Source organism: Aquimarina rubra, from assembly GCF_042684305.1.
In the GTDB taxonomy this organism is placed as follows: domain Bacteria; phylum Bacteroidota; class Bacteroidia; order Flavobacteriales; family Flavobacteriaceae; genus Aquimarina; species Aquimarina rubra.
Genome location: NZ_JBHULE010000019.1, coordinates 682,394 through 701,907 on the forward strand (window position 1 = coordinate 682,394; position 19,514 = coordinate 701,907).

Sequence of the window (19,514 nt, forward strand, 5' to 3'; positions counted from 1 at the left end):
AAAACAATTATATATTATTATATATATAATTGTTATTTTTGTATATGATTTTATATTTTTAGTATATATTTAACTTCACATTAAATTGTCTAAACTAAGCTATGTTAAATACATATTATAATCAATTAACTATGGAAAATAAAGAATTTGCTATAAAGAGAATAGCTTCTAAAACTCCTTTTACAGAAGAAATAGTTAAAAAGGTATTGCAACGTTACAATCCATTAATGGAAATACAAGAAAACAGAATCGTAATCAACCGCAACTCTTATCATAAATTAATTCGCGAAATACAAAAAGAAAAGATGTTGTCACAATAAAAACGGATGTAGCTACCCCATTACTACATCCGTTTCACAACTAAGCTTCTAGAACTATTTTTGTATTTCCAAATAGTTTCCAGAAATCCATTTTTTGTATTCATCCGCATAATATTCATACACAGTACTTGCCGGAGCCACATATTTTCCAGCGATATCAGCTTTTAAATCTACATGTATCCTTTTAATTTCTGAAGGAGCAAATTCTCTCCAATAAAAAACGAGATAGTTATCAAAAATCTCATAAAACGCCACCTCTTTTCTTTCCAAAATCTCCTTTAACTGCCATGGTTGTACTGATGCCCCCGATGGAATTCCTATGATCGCAGTAACCATTGGCAATCCTTTAGAAGTAGTATTAATTATTTCAATATCCATTCTTACATTATCTCCTACTTTATATTTCTCATTGGTTATTATCGTTTTCAAATCAACCTGACATATTTCTGATGAGTCAGGTAAAAAACTATCCCATTCTACATCTATTGAATATGGAAACGTTACTTCAGAGTTTTTAAAATTAATTTTAAGCTCTTGCTTTCCTTCTCTCATATAATTTGCAAGACCTTCAATCTCTACTTTTCCGGTTTCACCTATCTTCAGGCTTTTAGTCAACTTAATATTATTAATTGTCAATTCTACTGCTTCGTCTTGATTAATTAGTTTTCTTTTTTGACTTTTTGTATATTCAATTAATGCTTTTAGCGCCATTGATGTTGATTGAGTAGATCCAAATCTTCCGTGTTTTCTTTTGCTTACTAAATATTCTATTCCTTTTGAGATTAACACCTCATCTTTATTTTCCTCTTTCATTAGTGCTAGAAGGGTAAAAGCAATAGCTTCAATATTTTTTGCCTCGCCATAAGACCTCGTTATGGTATTTTCTACAGGTAACTTTTCAAAACCTAGTTTTGCTATATTTTCCTTTATCTTAGCTAGCAGTACATTCCCTTTTTCATTTTTCCCATAATTGAAGCTTGCTGCCGCTATCAAAGCCATTCTGTATGTGTCATTGCTTTTTAGTGCTTCTGAGTATGTAGCCTCATATTCCTTCTTTGTATCGACTTGTATACCAGATTCACTAATCGCATAAACGATGTATGCATTATTCACAACTTTTGGAGCGGCAGAAAAACCATATTTACCTCTATTTTGTTTAAAACCTCCTTTTCCATCTCTTCTGCTCATCAACCAATCTACAGTTCTGTTTATCATTTTTTGATTTACTCCAGAATACACTTCTTTCATTTCTGTAAATTCCATAAGACCATATGCGGATAATGCTTCGTGCGGTGGTGTTGCTCCATACCATTCAAATCCATTTTCTTTAGTTTCATAAGCTGCTAGTTTTTTGTATCCTTGCCTTATAAATTTCATAGCTTTTTTTTCTATTTCAGGGTTGCTTTTGCCTGTTTCTTTTAAATATTTTAATACTAAAATATTAGGGTATGTACTGGATGACACCTGTTCAAAACACCCATACGGTTGCTGTATCATAGATTCTATGCCATTCATTACATCACCAACAATATCAGTATAAATAGTAAATTCTGCTTTGAGGCTATTATCAGCTACATGGTTTATATCAAATTCAAAAGACTGATTTTTATATCCTGACATGGAAACTTTTGTTGGGAAATAAGGGCTTAAAATAACTGCCTCTTTTTTAATAGTATCACCATGTTCTTCTGATGTTAATGAAGCAGTAATGGTTGTTGTATTTTCTTTACGAACCGGTACAACTTTTATGTTCTTAATTGTTGAGGAATTGGCTTCTATTATAACTTCTGGATCTAAGTTATTTAGCAATTTTATACTCTTAGGTAATTCTAATGCTAAATTGGCCTTTAACCTTTTGGTGGACTCATTAATAACTCTTACGGGTAGAACCACGGTGTCATTTAAAGTTAAATAATTGGGAACCTTAAAATCAATATGTAGTAATTTATTTGTACTATAGTTCTTTTCTTTTCTCCCGACTAACCCATTATATCCTATTCCCTCTGTTATTACCTTAAAAGAAGTTATTTCATCTGTGTTATAGAATTCTACTTTAGCGTATCCATGTTCATCTGTTTGCACAACTGGATTCCAATATATAGTTTGTCTAAAATCTGTTCGCTCTGATGGTAATGATGTACCTTCATAAATTGGTGTATAAAATTCTTTTTCTACATAGTTGATTCTTATTGGATTATTATTAAAAAACGCAACGACATAATTATTAAACTTAGCATTGTTTAGTTTCTTTTTACCCCAATTACTAAAATAGTTTCTGTTTTTAGAAGTAATAATTATTACGCCATTATTAGCCATACATCCATAAATTGATGATGCAGCTGCATCTTTTAATATAGTTATAGACTCTACATGATTAGTATCTAAAAGATTAAGGTCATTATTATTTATCGGCACACCGTCTACTACTATTAGGGGTTGATTACTTCCGGACAGGGAAGAAACACCTCTTATATTGACTTTAGAACTGTTACCATAAATACCGTCAGCACTAGCAACTTGTACTCCTGCAACTCTACCTTGTAATGCTTGAGCGATATTACTTTCTGTTTCTATCTCTTCTGATACTATTGTTACTACACTTCCAGTGACTGATCTTTTATTAGCAATACCATAACCCACAACCACAACTTCATCGAGTTGCGCATTATCTCCATCCATTGTGATAGAGGCTTTAGCTTTTTTATTCATTGTTTTTTGTAACGGTTTCTTAACTCCAAAAAAACCTTTTACACTCGAAGAATCCTCAAGTTTACGATTTTCTACTTTTATATATTTCGATTGATTAGGTCTATCTTTAACAATACGTAATGCACGATCATCATCTGTATAAGCGATCATTGTATAAGCTTTTCTTTCTAACTTAAAAGAAAATCGTCCATCTTCACCTGTATTCATTGTGAACGCTTTGTTCCCTTTTGGATCGAATACAAGTAAATGAGCTTTAACGGGTTTTCCTTTGCTGTTAACAACAGTTCCTGATTGTACCGATTTTTGTTCTGGTCTAAATTTGCTATTATTCAATGTAACTTCACTTTTAGATAAGTAATTTCTCCACCCATGAGTTAGCATTACATAATCCAAAGCTTTGTAAGCTTTCGGCTCCTTTTGATCAAAATAAAATACCGGCTTATGTATGTTTCCTTGTAATTCAGATGACATTAATAAGTATGAGCTGATGTGATCCTGTTTGTCATCAGCGAAAGAAAGCAGTTTATTATTGGCAACAGAAATTGAAAGATTTGACGGAATAGGAATGTCATTTTCATCGGTAGTCTTTATAGTCATTTCAACTTTTTCTCTTGTTTCATATCTTTCTTTGTTTAGAGAAATATTGATATTTAATTTTTTATGTGAATTCAGGAATAATAGTCGCTCCGCAACCGGAATATCTTCTTTATTGTATAACGTAAACTTGGCGATCCCTTTGGGAAAATCTTTACTATCAACTATAACGGTTTTCTGATCTCTCTTTATTTTTTTGCTTATCAGAGAATTAGAAATAGTAGAAACTTCTAATTTTAACTCTTCTTGTTTTGTAGAAAACACTTCTAATTTAGTCTTTAAAGAATCTGTTATAACAGAAAAACGGACTCCTTCTTTATATACATTTGGTAATGGAAATTTCTTTTCTGAAAGAAACGGTTTTGTTATCCGAGCATAGTAAGAAGTATTTTTTGATGCTCTAATATCAAAACCGCCCATACCATCATGATAACTACTAAATTTCGCTATAACATCACCTTTCTCATCTATTATGTTTCCTGAAATATCTGCTGGTTTTCCGAACTCATTTATTGCTTTGAAAGCTATTTTATTTTTCGCTCCAGCCACGATTTTACCACTTTCCGGAAAAAACTGTAAATAAATTGTATCTAATAAAACAGGAACACTTCTGGAAATAGATTCTGTAGATCCCTGATAAGGGACTAATACATTTAGAATTACATCGGATGTATTTAAATCGGACGGCAATATAAAAGTAAGATTTGCTTTCCCATTTTTATCTGTTTGCATAGTCTTAGAATGTGTCTTTTTACCAGTTATAGCGACTTCAAAAGCAATTTCTTTATCAATTAAAGGAGTGTTTTTTAAATCTTTTACCTCAAAATTAGCGACTACTTTGGATGATTTACCATATCCTTCTTTTTCGAATTTCAGTTTTAATAGCAAATTCGGTTGTACGATTTTTTGAACGGTAATCTTTTTCGTAAAAAAAGCATCTTCTCCATAATTTCGCATCCATTGTGTATACATTTTTAAAGTATATATTCCTCCTACCCAATCTTTTTTTATATCAAAATGTCCATATGCGTATCCTTGCTGAATTGATAAATTCCACGATTTTACAACATCACCTTTAGGAGAAATTAGCTCTGCATACATTACTTCACTTAGGGTTGTTATCTTATGTTCTGAATCCGTGATATACGACTTAAACCAAATAGTCTCGCCGGGAAAATAAAACGTTCGATCCGTTTGGGTATATATTTTCTCTACTAGATTATTTAAGGGTTTTTGTACTGTAAAAGCAATAGATATAGTAACTAAAAGAAATAATACTACACCTCTTTTTATATTTTTAATTTGTAATGTCATAACTATATTTTTAAGTTGATTTTAAAACCGATCTCACTAGTAATTGGTGTATTAAAAAAGTTCAGCCCATGACTGGAATGTTGATCAAAAAGATTACTGTATGGTGAGGCACCTCGATATTTAGACCACGTAAATAGATTGTTTGCGTAAATCCCTATTGTTAGGTCTCTCAAAAAATGATTACTCCTGTTTTTGGCAAGATCATACGTAAAGTTGATGGATTTTAGATTTATATAGCTTCCATCTACGATGGCATCTTCAGCAACTCCCTCATATCCATATCGAACAAATTTGTTTCCAGAAAGCCCATTTATAGGATTCGCAAAATCTACCGGAATTGTATTCCTTTCTCCTTCTTGGTTGACTCCATTAAACACAAAACCAGTAATCTGCCTTTGCTCTGCAGATAATTGTGACGTACCGAGATAATTAAGAACATTCTGAGTGCCATTCCAAACATCTCCTCCTTTTTGAAAGTCAATTAAAAAATTAAATCGAAATTTTTTCCAATGAAACCAATTAGAAAATCCTATAGAATACTCCGGTGTTGGGTCTCCAATAACTTTTAGATCTGGAGCAACTATCGGAAATCCTTGATTATCAATGATAATATTGTTTTGATTATCTCTCTGGTAGGCAGATCCAACAAATACTCCCGCAGGCTGACCCTTGATTAGATTTTTTGAAACTGAAGAAAATCCAGCAAATGGGATACGTTCGTCTTCATCCAAAATATCTAATACTTTTGTACGATAACTAGAAAAGACAATTCCTGGAGAATACCAAAAATCGTTATAATCACGTATACTGATATTAAGGCTTAACTCAAAACCTTTATTGCTTACATCAGCAATGTTCTTAAGTTGAAATTCATTTTGCTCAAAAACTGGAAATACACTGTTATTTGTTCTATTGTTGAAATAGTTAAATCCTAAATCAAGATATACATCTCCATAAAATAATTCCGTATCTATATTGACTCCCAGTTCATAACTTATTTTTTCTTCCAGATGTATATCATTACTAATAAACAAATCATTATTGGCTGTATATTCCAAACTTTCTTGTGGTTGGATCAACAAACTATTGTGACTCTGATTCGTATAGAATAATGAAATATCATTGACATCAAACGATGTTCTAGCAGCGACAGTAAATCGTCGTAACCAATCCACATCTATGTAGTTATCCAAATCAGTTTTAATTCCTAGAGTAGGTAAGAACCATTTACTATTCTGTAAAGAAGACGTGAATGAATTATTACCTGCAGTTATAGTAGTACTTATATCTGCTATAGTATATGCAAACGTATGTAACATCCTGAACGTGTTTCTGTCTAATTTTTGAGTACGTTCGCTACTCGTTTGTGGGTTACTAAAACTAAAACCAGAAAACCTTTCTGCTTCAAAAAGGCTATAGTTGAGGTTTCGATAAGTATAATTAATTTTAGAATCAATCTTAAGCTTAGAATCATTCATATACTTCTCAAGTCTAAATACCAAATTAGAGTCAAACTCATTTATATCAACATTCTTATGACTTACATACCCTTCTAAAAATCCGGCTGTACTCCTTGGTAAGCCAAATCTTTCCTTACGTGCAGAATTAGTATAATTAAGAATTGTTTTAAAGTATGCGTCGTCAGAAATTCCAAATTTGTTTTGCAGGCTTGCAATAAGAATATTGCTCATTACCTGATTTTGATTAGTTTTTAACAACCATATTGGGTTATTGAACCGATTAGGACTAAAACTGCGCTGTGAATTATCAGTAAGTTGAATCCCCTGATTGTTACCAAAACTTATTGGGGTTGCATAGGTGTTTAACAACAAGTTATTCTGAAAACCATTAATATTAGGCTGATTATCGACAGCATTACTATATTTTATAAAAGTATCCCATAAAATAGGTTTATTACTACTTTTTGAATTTCTGTAACTTACTGTAAATTCATTATGGCTACTTTGTTCTTCTCCAAAAATATCTTCGATAATTTTATTTTGATAGTCAAAACCATAAAAATCATTGTCCGTAGATATATTCAAAAACACGTTATTAGATGTTTTAATTGAAGTTTTAAAAATGGAATTGTTATAAACATTGGAGGGATTTCCGTTTCCATTTCCTAAGGCTACCAGTCTTCCATTTTGATCGTACTCATACGCACTGCCATCAAATTCCAAGGTTTGTGTTCTGGGGCCAAACGAAAATATCTCACCGGTTTCCGGGCCAAAAAAAGTGTTCTCTCCATTAAATGGTCTTCCCTGACTATAGACCGATTGAAGTTCTGGAAGGTTTTTGTTATTTATAAATTGAAATCCAGTCTTAGAATTCCATCCTACTTCGTAATACGTATTAGGTCTAAAATAAGAGAGTTTAATTTTATCTTTTCCTATTTCAATATTTCTAATTCTCGAATAATCAAAATATGACCCATTCTTATTATATGTTTTATATACATCTTCAAGACTAGGAATTTTTATCTTTGGTGTAGAGGTTCTTTGTATCGCATTAGTATACGCATCACTTCGTATTTTTTGAATAGGTTTTTTTTTAACCATAGTAGCGTTGCCTTCTTCTCCAAATATTGCCCCTGTCACTAATACCTCTCTGGCACTAAAACCTATATATGAAAAGACCAGTATATCATCTATATTACACTGTATACTATAATTACCATCAAAATCAGTTTGTGTTCCAATAGTAGTCCCTTTAATCATTATATTCACACCTGGTAAGGGCAAGCCGCTATCATCTGTAAGAGTTCCAGAAACTGTACCTTCTTGTGCAAAAGCCTTTATAGAAATCAAAAAAATAAGAGCTACTACATATTTGATAAGTATACCATTCTTCATCATAATTAGTTATTTAGTTACTCCAAATGTATTTTACCGGTAGTCAGTAAAAAATGAAGAATGAGGGAACAGTTACTTTGATTGAGGGAAATAACTTTTAAGAAATAGTAAAATATATTAACAATAAAAACGGATGTAGCTACCCCATTACTACATCCGTTTCACAACTAACCAACCTAAAAATTAATTCCTCACTCAACCAACACGCATTATTCTTTAGATTGATATAAAAGTATAATGGTTATGTTATATACAAAACTAAGAATGAGGGAAACGGTATTTTGAATGAGGGAAATAGTCGATTTTCTTATGTAGTAATATACATTGTGGTGTAGAGATGATGTTTTATACCTTACTATTTCTAAAAAAAGGGAAGTGTGAGACCAACTAAAAACCAAGCATATGAATAGAACATAACTTTTTTGGTTTGACTTATTAGTTTTCTAAAGGCAGTTTTTACAAACAAAAAAAGCGCTTATCGCGCTACTATTATGACATTGGTAATATCTCTATTACCTTACCATATACATTTTTGGTCCATCCATTGATTCGACCTCGGTTGTTACCGATTAGTAATCCTCGTTTTACATTTTTGCCCTTGACTAAATGTGTAAAACAGTTTCCTCTTACTTTACAAAAAACAATATCTCCTGCTTTGCAATCTTCCCAGTTTACGGGTTCCAACACTACAGGTTGTTTTGATTGTAAGATTGGTAACATAGAATTACCCGGTTCTTTGGAGACAATCGTCTCACCATTCAATAGTTTGTCAATTTTCCAATTCATAATTATAGTTTTAAAAATTAAACATTAATTCAAAAACTATGGAGTATGGTTTTACAAAGAACACGTACTTGCGTACAGTACAAATATAGGTGTTTTTAAATAATCGTAGTGTTTTATATAATCTAGAAAAAATTTACTGCCTGCCTAGTTACAAATATGCTGGTTTTCGTTACACTTAAACAAGCTCAGTATTACGATCTATCTACTTTCTAGTGGGGTGTGATCTAAAGTATAAACTTATTGCTCTTCTTCTTTATTTGCTTTTTTGGTAATACCACATTTTCTGCGGGTAGTTCTTTCGGAAAGTGCTGCGGCGTTTCTGGCTTGTTCCTCAGAGCGACCGTCTTTTATGATCGCATCATACACCGATTTATTTTCCACAAGTCCTTTTATAATACAAACAAAACCAGGACTGTCCTTACCTTTATAACGACTCTTTTTCTTAGGTTTTGTAACCATTTCATTGAACAAACGTCGTTTTAAGACTCTATCCTGCTGTACCTCAACGATAAATGTATGTAGCATAGCTTCCTGATCCGGATTCATATCATTCACTTTATCCAATAGATTAGAATACTCATCATTGGTAAACTCAAAATACTGATAGTAATCAAAGTAGTTGCTTTGACCATCATCATCTTCTTGTACTTCTCCTTCATCTTGTGTTTCTTCTTCCTCATAATACTCTTCTTCATTTTCCTGACTCACTCCTTTTACTACAGATAATAGTAGCATTATAAAAATGGGTAACCGCTTCATTTGTTTCATAGTTTTATATTGATTTGGGTATTATAAACGTCTGATACTCTTCTTTTGTTATCTGTCTACCTGATTTTTACAGATTTTACTATATGCATAATTAAGGAATTTATTTTTGTTAACTAAATTCGTGGCATACTTTTTGGAAACTTCAGATTAAAATGGTTATTTTAAACCAAGTTTTTAAGATAACTTTAATAATAAATTTATATTTATTCCGTTTTGGAATACGTGAAATCAAATACGTAGTTTTGATACTAAATTTTAATACACCCAAATATTATGAAAAAACTATTTCTACTTTTACTTATGGTAGGCGCAGGATTCATCAGTCAAGCGCAAGACAATGGTAAGGACACAGATTGGTCTCAGCTTTATGAAGAACAAAAAGAGTTATATGCTCTAGCTTCTGATATTGGTGAAATAACAGATAAGGTAACTGCTCAAGATAATATAATATCTTTTGTATTAAAGTCAGGCACTATTTCACTAGAAACAAAGAAAGATAAGTCTAAAGCTAAAGATTTTTATAATTATACTTTGTTAACAAGTGCTGGTAAACAAATTCGACTTACCAAAGACACAGCAAGTGATGTAATTGATAGCTTTAGAAGCAAACTTCTAATCTTAAAAGAACAATTAAAGGCTAATAATGGCAAAGAAGTTGATAGTATTTTATCAGAATTATTTAGCAACTAAATAATAAATACAGAAATAAAAAAAGCGCTCGTTTGAGCGCTTTTTTATGCACTAAATCTTTACAATTATATATCGTTCAATAACTTGGATATCTCATCCAGCTTAGGCGTTAGAATCACTTCGATTCTTCTATTCTTAGCTTTACCTGCAGATGTTTCGTTAGATGCCACTGGTGAGAATTCTCCTCTACCTGCCGCAGTCAGATTCTGGGCATCGATTTGATTATTCTCTAACAATAGATTCACGATGGCAGTAGCTCTCTTGGTAGACAAATCCCAGTTTCCTTTTAATTGTCCGTTACCGGTATAGGGTACATTATCTGTATGACCTTCTATCAATACAGCAATATCTGGATTTTCTCCTAATACAGATGCTAGTTGTTTTACCGCTTGTCTTCCTTGTGTTCCCACGGCCCAACTACCTGAGTCAAATAATAACTTGTTTTCCATAGAGATGTAGACTTTACCGTTTCTTTCTTCTACCGTTAATCCTTTTCCTTCAAAATTTCGTAAGGCTTTAGAAATAGCAGTTTTTAAGGCTTGCATCTTCGCATCTTTTGCTGCAATCAAACCTTCTAGTTCATCCACTCTCTTAGATCGGCTCTCTAAATCTCTTTGTAATTTTTCCAGTCTATTTCGTTCTGCAGCCAATGTTCTTTCTTTCTCTTCTAATTGCGAAAGCAGTTCTCTATTTCTTTTATTATTGGCGTTTAGCGCCTCCGCACTATTTTTACCTAATGCATCATAAGAGTTTTTTAGGTTTTCGTAATTGGCAGAAAGTGCATCATATTTTGTTCTCAATTCATCTCTTTCTGCTCTGGTTTTTTCATATTCATCATTTAGCTGATCCATCGCTAGTTTATCTGCTTCACTCGTCTTTTGTAAAGCTCTAAATTTATCCTCCAGCTTACGATTATCTCTTTTTAATCGAGCATATTTACCTTCCAATTCTTTGTGAACTTTAGAAGAAACACAGGAAGTAGCAAATACGCCTATGCATAGTATTATTGCAATTCTTTTTATCATGTCTTTTTATATGTATTTTTAAGTTTAACAGACTACAAATGCCCTCACTCCAGCCCTCTCCCGTAAGAGAGGGAGCTATAGTTTTACATATTCAATTCTACCATAATTGGGCAATGATCACTATGTTTCGCCTCTGATAAGATAACGGCTCTTTCTAATTTATCTTGTAGTGGTTGTGCTACCATACCATAATCCAAACGCCAACCTTTATTATTTGCCCTGGCATTGGCTCGATAACTCCACCATGAATAATTATGGGGTTCTGAATTAAAATGCCTAAAGGAATCTATAAATCCACTATCGATAAAATTACCAATCCATTCTCGCTCCACGGGCAAGAATCCTGATACATTTTTATTACGAACCGGATCGTGAATGTCAATCGCCTCGTGACATATATTATAATCTCCTAGAATCACCAAATTAGGATAGGATTTCTTTAGGTCGTTAATATATTCCTGAAAATCTGCCATAAACTTTAATTTATGCTCTACACGCTCTATATTAGTACCACTTGGTAGATATAAGCTCATAATAGATACTCCGTTAAAATCTACTCTTAGGTTACGACCTTCGTGATCCATATAATCGATTCCGGTACCATATTCAATGTGGTCAGGCTCTGTTTTAGATAAAACAGCGACGCCACTGTATCCTTTTTTCTGAGCGCTATACCAATAGTTGTATTTATATCCAGCTTCTGCAAATACATCCAACTCCAATTGTTCCTTATTGGCTTTGATCTCTTGCAAACAAATTACATCCGGATCCGCTTGTTGTAACCATTCTATAAATCCCTTTTTTAATGCTGCCCGAATGCCGTTTACGTTGTATGATATTATTTTCACTTATTTGTTATTTTACATATTAATATTGTATTTCAGCTTGCGCCTTAGGCAAAAGCTAGAAATTCTTGGGTGTGTTGATATTATACCATAATACACTCAAAACACACCCCTAAACCCTCTCAAGAGTGGAATATCCTAGCATCAATCTCAAGATGGGATATAGTGATTTAGATATTCTTACTTTATAAAACTTCCTTCTTGAGAGGATAGCATTTCAGCTTGAGTCAAAAGACGAAAGCTAGAAATTCTTAGGTGTGTTGCACAAATATCTGTATATACTCCCCTCAAAAAAAAACACCCCTAGCCCCTCTCAAGAGGGGAATATTTTCTTCTATACCAGAACAAACCTAATAAAATCAACGCTAAAACACCAATTCCAATCCACCAATATAGATGATTGTTATCTTCAAACTGAATGGCAGCAGCGTCTCCCAGCAAATAAAATCCTCCCCAATAATATGGGTGATAGGTTTCTTCATTGGTAGTTGTTAGAAATCGTAATTTTGCCTGTTGCAAGGCTTCTGCCTTATTTTTCCCTTCTTTAAGGTTGGTGTAAAAATACTCCATGATCTTAGGTGTAGTTTCATCAGACACTTCCCACATAGTAAGCAATAAACTTTTAGTTCCTGCATACTGAAATGCATTCCCCAAACTCATAATCCCCTCCCCTTTAGCGATTTTACCGGTTCCTGTATTACACGCACTTAATACTGTTAATTCTGCCGGAATATCTAATGCAAATAATTCGTGACTATATAAATAATTATCTTCTATGGTATCTTTACTTTTTGTAAAATAAAGTCTAGAATTTTCTGGTCGTTCGTTATCCACATCTCCGTGTAATGCTAAGTGTAAAATATTATATGCTCCTGCGTGTTTTTTAAAATTCTCTTCTGTAGCCTCTGATCCATAAAAGTATTGACCATTTACAATATTTGCAATTGCTTTAATCTCTTCTCGAGTTCCCGGTAAATCCATACTCGAACTTCTAAAAGTTTCCAGACTCAGGTTTCGAGTGATCGCAATATTATCCTCGCTGAAAAAAGAAAAGGCTAAACATTCTTGATCTTCTTTAGGACCTGTTTTCTCTTGTCCCAAATTGTCAAACAATAAGGTAGCTGAATTGGCATAGGAGATCGCATAGTCTTTAAGAAGATATGGCCAGGTTCTTGGATTGTTAGAAGTTTCTTCCTTAGAAAGCAATAGATCAAAGTTAAGATGCCACAGCGGACCATCTGGAACAATAATTAATTGATTACCTACCAACTCATCTTTTACAGGATCAATTAATGTTTGATACAATTCATATGAAATCTCCTGATATTGCTCATAGTTTTTGGTCATTGAAGCACGAAATACTTCCACCTGCTCTTTAAGTTTTGGAGTAGCCAATTCTTTTACAGCCATTTTATTTTTGGAAATGGTAAATACATAAGTATTGCTATCAGCAGTAAAAAATTCTAATAAGGTGGTGTTGCCATCTAATTTTTGTTGCACCTCTGCTATCGAAATCACTTCATTATTATATTTGAGTTGATGATATTTAGGATAGTTTTTTTCTAAGACTTCTGTTAAGGAATCCTGTCTTCTGGAGATATCGAAGAGTTTGTTTTCGTAATTTGACAGTTTTGTTGAATCTATTTCCTTGTTAGAAAGTTCTTCATTTACTTTAGATTGATAAAATGATTTGTTGATTCTTAGTTCTTTTTCCAATTCTGTAAGTTTCTGGGATATTTCCGAAAAACTTTTGGCATTGGAATCACTTAAAAGATCTTTTAGCGTATTGGATTTGCTTTTTTCCGAATAATAAAATGTTGTTTCTAAAGTATTTAGGTTTTGATCAATAGATAAAATTTGTGCTTCAACGGCACCCTTATAAACTTCCTTTGCGTTCTTGGCAAATGTAAGTTTATCGCTATGACTATTTAAATCGAGTCTCCTATCTGTGATTATGGAATCTAGTTTTTGATAAACTACAATACTTTGATTAAGGTCCTGATAGTTTTTATCCTTTTTAAATATTGCTTTTAATGTATTCGCTTTCCCTTCCAAACTAATTATAGAAGTATTTAGGTCAAAAAACATATTTGAATTTTTCAAATTAGCTTTTATCGCTTTTTCATAATATGACAGTGCTTTTTCGTATTCTATATTCTTAAAATAAGCTAATGCGGTATAATTATAAGCAATCGAAATACGCACATTGTTTTCACCAAGAATATCACGATAAATATTTTGTGACATTATATAATATTCTAAAGCAGTTTTATAATCTTTTAATTCTTCATAGGCTTTGCCAAAGTTATTATATGAGTGTGCTGCAAAAGTGTGTTTGTCTCCAAAACGTTCTAGAATTATTTCCAATCCTTTATTATAGAATTGTAATGCAAGTTCAAACTGTTTCTCTTTATGATATACGATACCAATATTATGATAATCTCCTATTAAACCTGGATACTTTTCTCCATATTTATTTTCTAATATTTCAATAGCTTTTTTGTGATACTCCAAAGCTTTATAATAGACCTCCATATCCTTATAAATATTACCAATATTTGAGTAATAGGAAGAAACTTTAAAACTGCTATCACCATATATACTTTGCATTATCTTTAAGCTTCTATCCAAATATCGTAGAGCATTATTATACTCTCCCTTTTGTTTATATACATTGCCAATATTATTATAAGAATTTGCTGTCATTTCATCGTTTGCTCCAACGCTATTTAAAATGATCTCTAATTTTTTTAAATATTGCTCAAGAGCCAAATCATAATTACGATACTCATAATAAATATTGCCAATTTTCGCATAGCTATTAGATATTTCTAAATGATCTTTAGGTAATATTTTCAACTTGATTCTCAAAGCTTCTTCATATTGACTTAAAGCCTCACTATAATTAGAATTTATAAAGTAGTAAGACCCTATATTATTATAAGCTCTTGCTTTTTCCATACTTAATTCACTAAGTTTGGTATTACAAATTTCTAATGCTTTTTTTGCACTTAATAAGTGTTTTTTTAATTGATATTTTCCACCTTGATTTTCAGAAATCCTATTATAACACCCAGCAACCCGCTCCCAGGCTTTCGCTTTTTCGTAAAGTGGTATTGCCTTTTTAAAATAAACAATAGAGCTATCTAGTTTCCTATCGTTTAGCAAAGAATCTGCCTTCTTAAAATATTGAGATGCTAGAATGGTATCATTTGCGGTTTTGGTTTGAGAAAAGGAAAGAGTTGCAATAAATAAAAAGAGGACGATGGTTCTTAGTAGGTACATGCGGTTACATTTAAAAGATAAATATCTAGGGTATGTTTGATGAAAACAAATATACTGTAAAGAACACACTCTACCTACTTCAACACACCCCTAACCCCTCTCAAGAGGGGAAGTATAAATTTTATTACTTCTCATCCAAAACCTCAATCACGACCTTCTTTGGTTTTTTGGTTCGGATTCTTATCGTTTGATACTGCCAGGTGTTATTGTTTTTATTGGCTACAATATCCATTTTCCCTTTTTGTTTAGATCCTTTGATCCCCACGGTAATGATTGCTTTATCTTCTTCTGCATATCGTACTTCTCCTTCCAGAACCTCGAAAAAACCTATAGGTCGTACTTCTCCTAATAATGCGATCACTCGCTCATCTTCTTGCACCAAATCAAAAGCATTATCGTAAACAGTCGGATCAACCATGGCTCTGGTAAAATCTCCGATAGGTTTTCCTAAAATAGTCAATATCGTGATGACAAATCCCGTTACGAGTATTAAAACCCCGAAAATCCAACTTCGGTTCTTACGCCACCAACTTTTCTTATGTATATAATCGGTCATAAATTTTTATTTAAATAATTACAGACTAACAAAACTTAATGTTACTTTTATCGTTAATGCTACTATAAAAACCTTTCCAATCAATAGTTGTTGCATAAATAGTTATTTATTACGGAGTGCTGCGTCAGGGATAGCAGTGGAAATCCCGGAGTGTTGTCATCCTGAGCTTGTCGAAGGATATACAACACGAGGAATTGAAACGTATAGCCCGCTCGGACGCCCAAATGTCTATGAATAAACATATCAGGGTTTGTGCTAAAAACTTTAGTTTTGTATCGATGCGTATTTTTACGGTTTTAGGTTTTTTACTACTATTCAGCACCCATACACTTATGGGTCAGGATGCCTCTATAAACTTTAGAAGTAAAAAAGTGCGAGTGACTGATACCATTCGAATAGATTCTGTGAGTATCAATTCTTTTAATTTTAAATTACTTTCAAAACAAGGAGTCGTTATAGATAGTACTTTATATCAGGTTAATTTTGAAAATGCCTCTGTCATTCTATCACCACAAATAGAATCAAAAAACGATTCGATCACCATACAATACTATCGTTATCCTGATTTTTTGACTAAGAAATATTTTGAATTTGATCCATCCATTATAGTAGAACAAAGCGGCGATCTTCAGAAACTCTATAGTTTATCTGAAGCCAACAACAATAAAGAATTCAAACCTTTTGACGGACTCACAACCAACGGAAGTATCTCCAGAGGAGTTACTGTAGGTAGCAATCAAAGTACCGTTTTAAATTCTGAACTGGATCTACAAATTTCTGGAAAAATAAGTGATAATATATCGCTACGTGCATCCATACAAGATGCAAATGTTCCCGTGCAACAAAGTGGATATTCTCAGAACTTAGATGAATTTGATCAGGTTTTTATCGAATTATATAGCAAAAACTGGAATGTAAGAGCTGGTGATGTACAATTACAAAACACCACAAGCTATTTTAACAGGTTTACTAAAAATGTACAGGGTATATCGATCAACGGCACCTTAAATCATCCTGAATCTAAGACTGGACTATTTGCTTCGGGAGCATTGGTAAGAGGAGTTTTTACCAGAAGCCAGTTTACAGGGCAAGAGGGAAACCAGGGACCTTATAAGCTAACAGGTCCTAATGGAGAATTGTTTATTCTTATTGTATCGGGTAGCGAACGTGTATATGTAAATGGTTTACTACTGGAAAGAGGCGAAAACAAGGATTATATCATTGATTATAATGCAGGAGAAGTACGTTTTAATCCTACGTATCCTATTACCTCTGATATGAGGATATCTATAGAATACCAAACTACAGAACGTAATTACTCAAGAATCATCGTTTATGGTGGTGGTGAACACACTAGCAACAAACTAAAGATCGGTGCCTTTGTATACTCAGAAAATGATGCAAAAAATCAACCACTACAACAGAACTTAAGTGATCCACAAAAAGAAATTCTGGCAAATGCCGGAGATGATACTTCCCAGATGATTTCTCCGTCTGCTGTTCCTGATGTATTTAGCGAAAATAAAATTTTGTACCGAAGAGATATCATCGATGGCCAGGAAGTTTTTGTGTTTTCTAATAATCCCGAAGATGAATTATTCAATGTTCGTTTCTCTTTGGTAGGTGACAATCAAGGCGATTATATCGTAGGAGACGTCACTACCATTAGTAGAATTTTTGAATATGTGGCTCCTATTGATGGTATTCCTCAAGGGAATTTTGCACCGGTAGTGCAGCTGGTTGCTCCAACGAAGCTTCAGACAGCGGTGATTCAAGGCTCCTATATTCCTAATGAAAAAACATCTGTTGGGTTTGAGATTTCGGGAAGCAAAAATGACTTGAATCTTTTTTCTGATCTGGATGACAATGATAACGATGGAGTAGCGGGAAGACTGCAACTCATGCAACGTATCTTTTCTAGGGATAGTAGTTGGACAATGAATGTATTTGCCAATGGAGATTATATCCAAAAAGAATTTAAGAGTATCGAAAGAATCTACAACGTAGAATTTAATCGAGATTGGAATCTAAATAATCCTCTAGGAGACCAACAGTTTTGGGCTTCAGGTCTGGAATTGCTTCATCCAAAAAAAGGCTTTACCAGGTATTCTTTTCAGCATCTTAATTTTTCAGAGAATTATAATGGTAATCGACATCTACTCGGCACAGAACTTAGACTCAACAAACTAGGTCTTTCTTTATATTCAAGCTTATTAAATAGTAAAAATGCTGATTTAGACTCAAGATTTTTCAGAATGTATAGTACTTTAACCTATAGTTTTCCGAAAAACTGGATTGGTGGTAAAATAGCGACAGAAGAAAACAAAGAAATCAATCTCAGTGATCAAACCTTTACTTTAAACACGCAAAGATTCAAATCTTACGAGGTCTTTAGTGGAGTAGGAGATAGCACAAAAATTTATGCAGAAATCGGGTATAGACATCGTATCAATGATAGTGTAAAGAATAATCTTTTGGACAAAGTAAGCACTTCTAATACCTACTTTTTAAAATCTAATCTACTAAGCACTACTAACACCCAATTATCATTGTTTGTAAATTACCGAACGCTAAATAATGAAGATCAAAACCGTGAAGATGAACAATCTTTAAACTCGAGACTATTATACAATCAGAAGTTTTTTGGTGGTAAAATTAACTGGAATACTGTTTTTGAAACCAATAGTGGAACCCTACCTCAGCAGGAGTTTACCTATGTACAAGTTGATCCCGGACAAGGAACTTATACCTGGAATGACTATAATAACAATGGTATTCAGGAACTAGAGGAATTTGAAATTGCTCAATTTACGGACGAAGCTACTTATTTGCGAGTGTTATTACCAAACCAACTCTTTGTAAAAACGCATCAAAACAGATTAAGTCAGATCATTACGTTAAATCCTATATCCTGGTCTGGATCAAAAAATAAAACCAAGAAAATATTATCTCACTTTTATAATCAAACTTCATACATCGTAGATAGAAAAAATCTACGTGATGATACTTCTTTTGATCTTAATCCCTTTAGAAAAGACGAAAATGAATTGGCATTGAATCTAAGTTTTAGAAACACTTTATTTTTTAATCGGGGAAAACAACGTTACACTACTTCTTATACTTTTCTTTCAACAAAAAACACCAGTTTACAAGTTACTGGTCTTCAGGAAAATATTATAAACAGTCATCAATTTATATTTGCTCATAAAATGGCAAAGACATGGCTTTTTGATCTAAAAAACGAACTGATAGAAACAGAAAGTATTTCTGAAAACTTTACTAATAGAAACTATATTCTAGAAGGTTATAAAATTGAGCCTAAATTATCTTATCTGCTTTCGCCGCAGACACAATTTAGTGTTTTCTATCTTCTAAATAATCAGGAAAACATTTCGGGAGAAGAAGCTCTTGCTCAACAAAAACTAGGAGTATCTTTTGCCTATGCTAATAAACAACAGGTATCTGTAACTGGTGAGTTTAATTATTTTAATAACGATTTTACAGGAAATGCTTTTTCACCAGTTGGATATCAATTATTAAATGGCTTACAACCTGGTGATAACTATACATGGTCTCTTTTAGCGCAAAAAAAATTAACTAAATATCTTGATCTCAATGTGTCCTATTTAGGTCGAAAAAGCGAAACTGCCGATACGATTCATACAGGAAGCGTTCAACTTAGAGCATATTTTTAATACTGGCTTTAAGACTTATTCTTATCTTTATAAAACAAATCAAAATCATGAAATGAGCCTTAACAATTAAGT

General features: G+C 32.8%; 11 protein-coding genes. 3 read left to right on the forward strand and 8 right to left on the reverse strand.

Going from position 1 to position 19,514, the window contains the following annotated elements; translation table 11 throughout:
• Nucleotides 1–131 precede the first annotated feature (131 nt).
• A complete protein-coding gene (locus tag ACFSR1_RS11690; RefSeq protein ID WP_378292654.1) occupies nucleotides 132–320 on the forward strand; it encodes a hypothetical protein in 189 nt (62 codons plus the stop codon).
• 54 nt (nucleotides 321–374) lie between these two features.
• On the opposite strand, the gene ACFSR1_RS11695 is transcribed toward ACFSR1_RS11690, so the two are convergent.
• The 4 genes from ACFSR1_RS11695 to ACFSR1_RS11710 form a co-directional block, all read right to left on the reverse strand.
• Nucleotides 375–4,937, reverse strand: a complete 4,563-nt coding sequence (locus tag ACFSR1_RS11695) for a TonB-dependent receptor plug domain-containing protein (RefSeq protein ID WP_378292656.1) — start codon at nucleotides 4,935–4,937, stop codon at nucleotides 375–377.
• Between the two features lie 2 nt (nucleotides 4,938–4,939).
• A complete protein-coding gene (locus ACFSR1_RS11700; protein WP_378292658.1) occupies nucleotides 4,940–7,795 on the reverse strand; it encodes a carboxypeptidase-like regulatory domain-containing protein in 2,856 nt (951 codons plus the stop codon).
• Between the two features lie 486 nt (nucleotides 7,796–8,281).
• Complete coding sequence (locus tag ACFSR1_RS11705) at nucleotides 8,282–8,578, reverse strand: hypothetical protein (protein WP_378292660.1); 297 nt, start codon at nucleotides 8,576–8,578, stop codon at nucleotides 8,282–8,284.
• Nucleotides 8,579–8,815: 237 nt separating this feature from the next.
• Complete coding sequence (locus ACFSR1_RS11710) at nucleotides 8,816–9,346, reverse strand: hypothetical protein (protein WP_378292662.1); 531 nt, start codon at nucleotides 9,344–9,346, stop codon at nucleotides 8,816–8,818.
• Between the two features lie 273 nt (nucleotides 9,347–9,619).
• Here ACFSR1_RS11710 and ACFSR1_RS11715 point away from each other — a divergent pair, with 273 nt between their 5' ends.
• On the forward strand, nucleotides 9,620–10,036 hold the full coding sequence (locus ACFSR1_RS11715; protein ID WP_378292664.1) for a hypothetical protein: 417 nt from the start codon (nucleotides 9,620–9,622) through the stop codon (nucleotides 10,034–10,036).
• A gap of 65 nt (nucleotides 10,037–10,101) precedes the next feature.
• Here ACFSR1_RS11715 and ACFSR1_RS11720 read toward each other — a convergent pair whose 3' ends face one another.
• The 4 genes from ACFSR1_RS11720 to ACFSR1_RS11735 form a co-directional block, all read right to left on the reverse strand.
• Nucleotides 10,102–11,061: an OmpA/MotB family protein gene (locus tag ACFSR1_RS11720; RefSeq protein WP_378292666.1), complete on the reverse strand. Its 960-nt coding sequence runs from the start codon at nucleotides 11,059–11,061 to the stop codon at nucleotides 10,102–10,104.
• A gap of 83 nt (nucleotides 11,062–11,144) precedes the next feature.
• Nucleotides 11,145–11,909, reverse strand: a complete 765-nt coding sequence (locus ACFSR1_RS11725) for an exodeoxyribonuclease III (protein ID WP_378292668.1) — start codon at nucleotides 11,907–11,909, stop codon at nucleotides 11,145–11,147.
• Nucleotides 11,910–12,209: 300 nt separating this feature from the next.
• On the reverse strand, nucleotides 12,210–15,191 hold the full coding sequence (locus tag ACFSR1_RS11730) for a CHAT domain-containing protein (protein ID WP_378292670.1): 2,982 nt from the start codon (nucleotides 15,189–15,191) through the stop codon (nucleotides 12,210–12,212).
• Nucleotides 15,192–15,315: 124 nt separating this feature from the next.
• Nucleotides 15,316–15,747 (reverse strand): cytochrome c oxidase assembly factor Coa1 family protein, encoded by a 432-nt coding sequence (locus ACFSR1_RS11735; protein WP_378292672.1) that lies wholly within the window; start codon nucleotides 15,745–15,747, stop codon nucleotides 15,316–15,318.
• Between the two features lie 230 nt (nucleotides 15,748–15,977).
• Here ACFSR1_RS11735 and ACFSR1_RS11740 point away from each other — a divergent pair, with 230 nt between their 5' ends.
• A complete protein-coding gene (locus ACFSR1_RS11740; RefSeq protein WP_378292673.1) occupies nucleotides 15,978–19,442 on the forward strand; it encodes a hypothetical protein in 3,465 nt (1,154 codons plus the stop codon).
• Nucleotides 19,443–19,514: the final 72 nt, after the last annotated feature.

Excerpts from the sequence above, each read along its gene's own strand:
- ACFSR1_RS11690 (WP_378292654.1), top strand. The coding sequence starts at position 132 with ATGGAAAATAAAGAATTTGCTATAAAGAGAATAGCTTCTAAAACTCCT.
- ACFSR1_RS11695 (WP_378292656.1), bottom strand. The coding sequence starts at position 4,937 with ATGACATTACAAATTAAAAATATAAAAAGAGGTGTAGTATTATTTCTT.
- ACFSR1_RS11700 (WP_378292658.1), bottom strand. The coding sequence starts at position 7,795 with ATGATGAAGAATGGTATACTTATCAAATATGTAGTAGCTCTTATTTTT.
- ACFSR1_RS11705 (WP_378292660.1), bottom strand. The coding sequence starts at position 8,578 with ATGAATTGGAAAATTGACAAACTATTGAATGGTGAGACGATTGTCTCC.
- ACFSR1_RS11710 (WP_378292662.1), bottom strand. The coding sequence starts at position 9,346 with ATGAAACAAATGAAGCGGTTACCCATTTTTATAATGCTACTATTATCT.
- ACFSR1_RS11715 (WP_378292664.1), top strand. The coding sequence starts at position 9,620 with ATGAAAAAACTATTTCTACTTTTACTTATGGTAGGCGCAGGATTCATC.
- ACFSR1_RS11720 (WP_378292666.1), bottom strand. The coding sequence starts at position 11,061 with ATGATAAAAAGAATTGCAATAATACTATGCATAGGCGTATTTGCTACT.
- ACFSR1_RS11730 (WP_378292670.1), bottom strand. The coding sequence starts at position 15,191 with ATGTACCTACTAAGAACCATCGTCCTCTTTTTATTTATTGCAACTCTT.
- ACFSR1_RS11735 (WP_378292672.1), bottom strand. The coding sequence starts at position 15,747 with ATGACCGATTATATACATAAGAAAAGTTGGTGGCGTAAGAACCGAAGT.
- ACFSR1_RS11740 (WP_378292673.1), top strand. The coding sequence starts at position 15,978 with ATGAATAAACATATCAGGGTTTGTGCTAAAAACTTTAGTTTTGTATCG.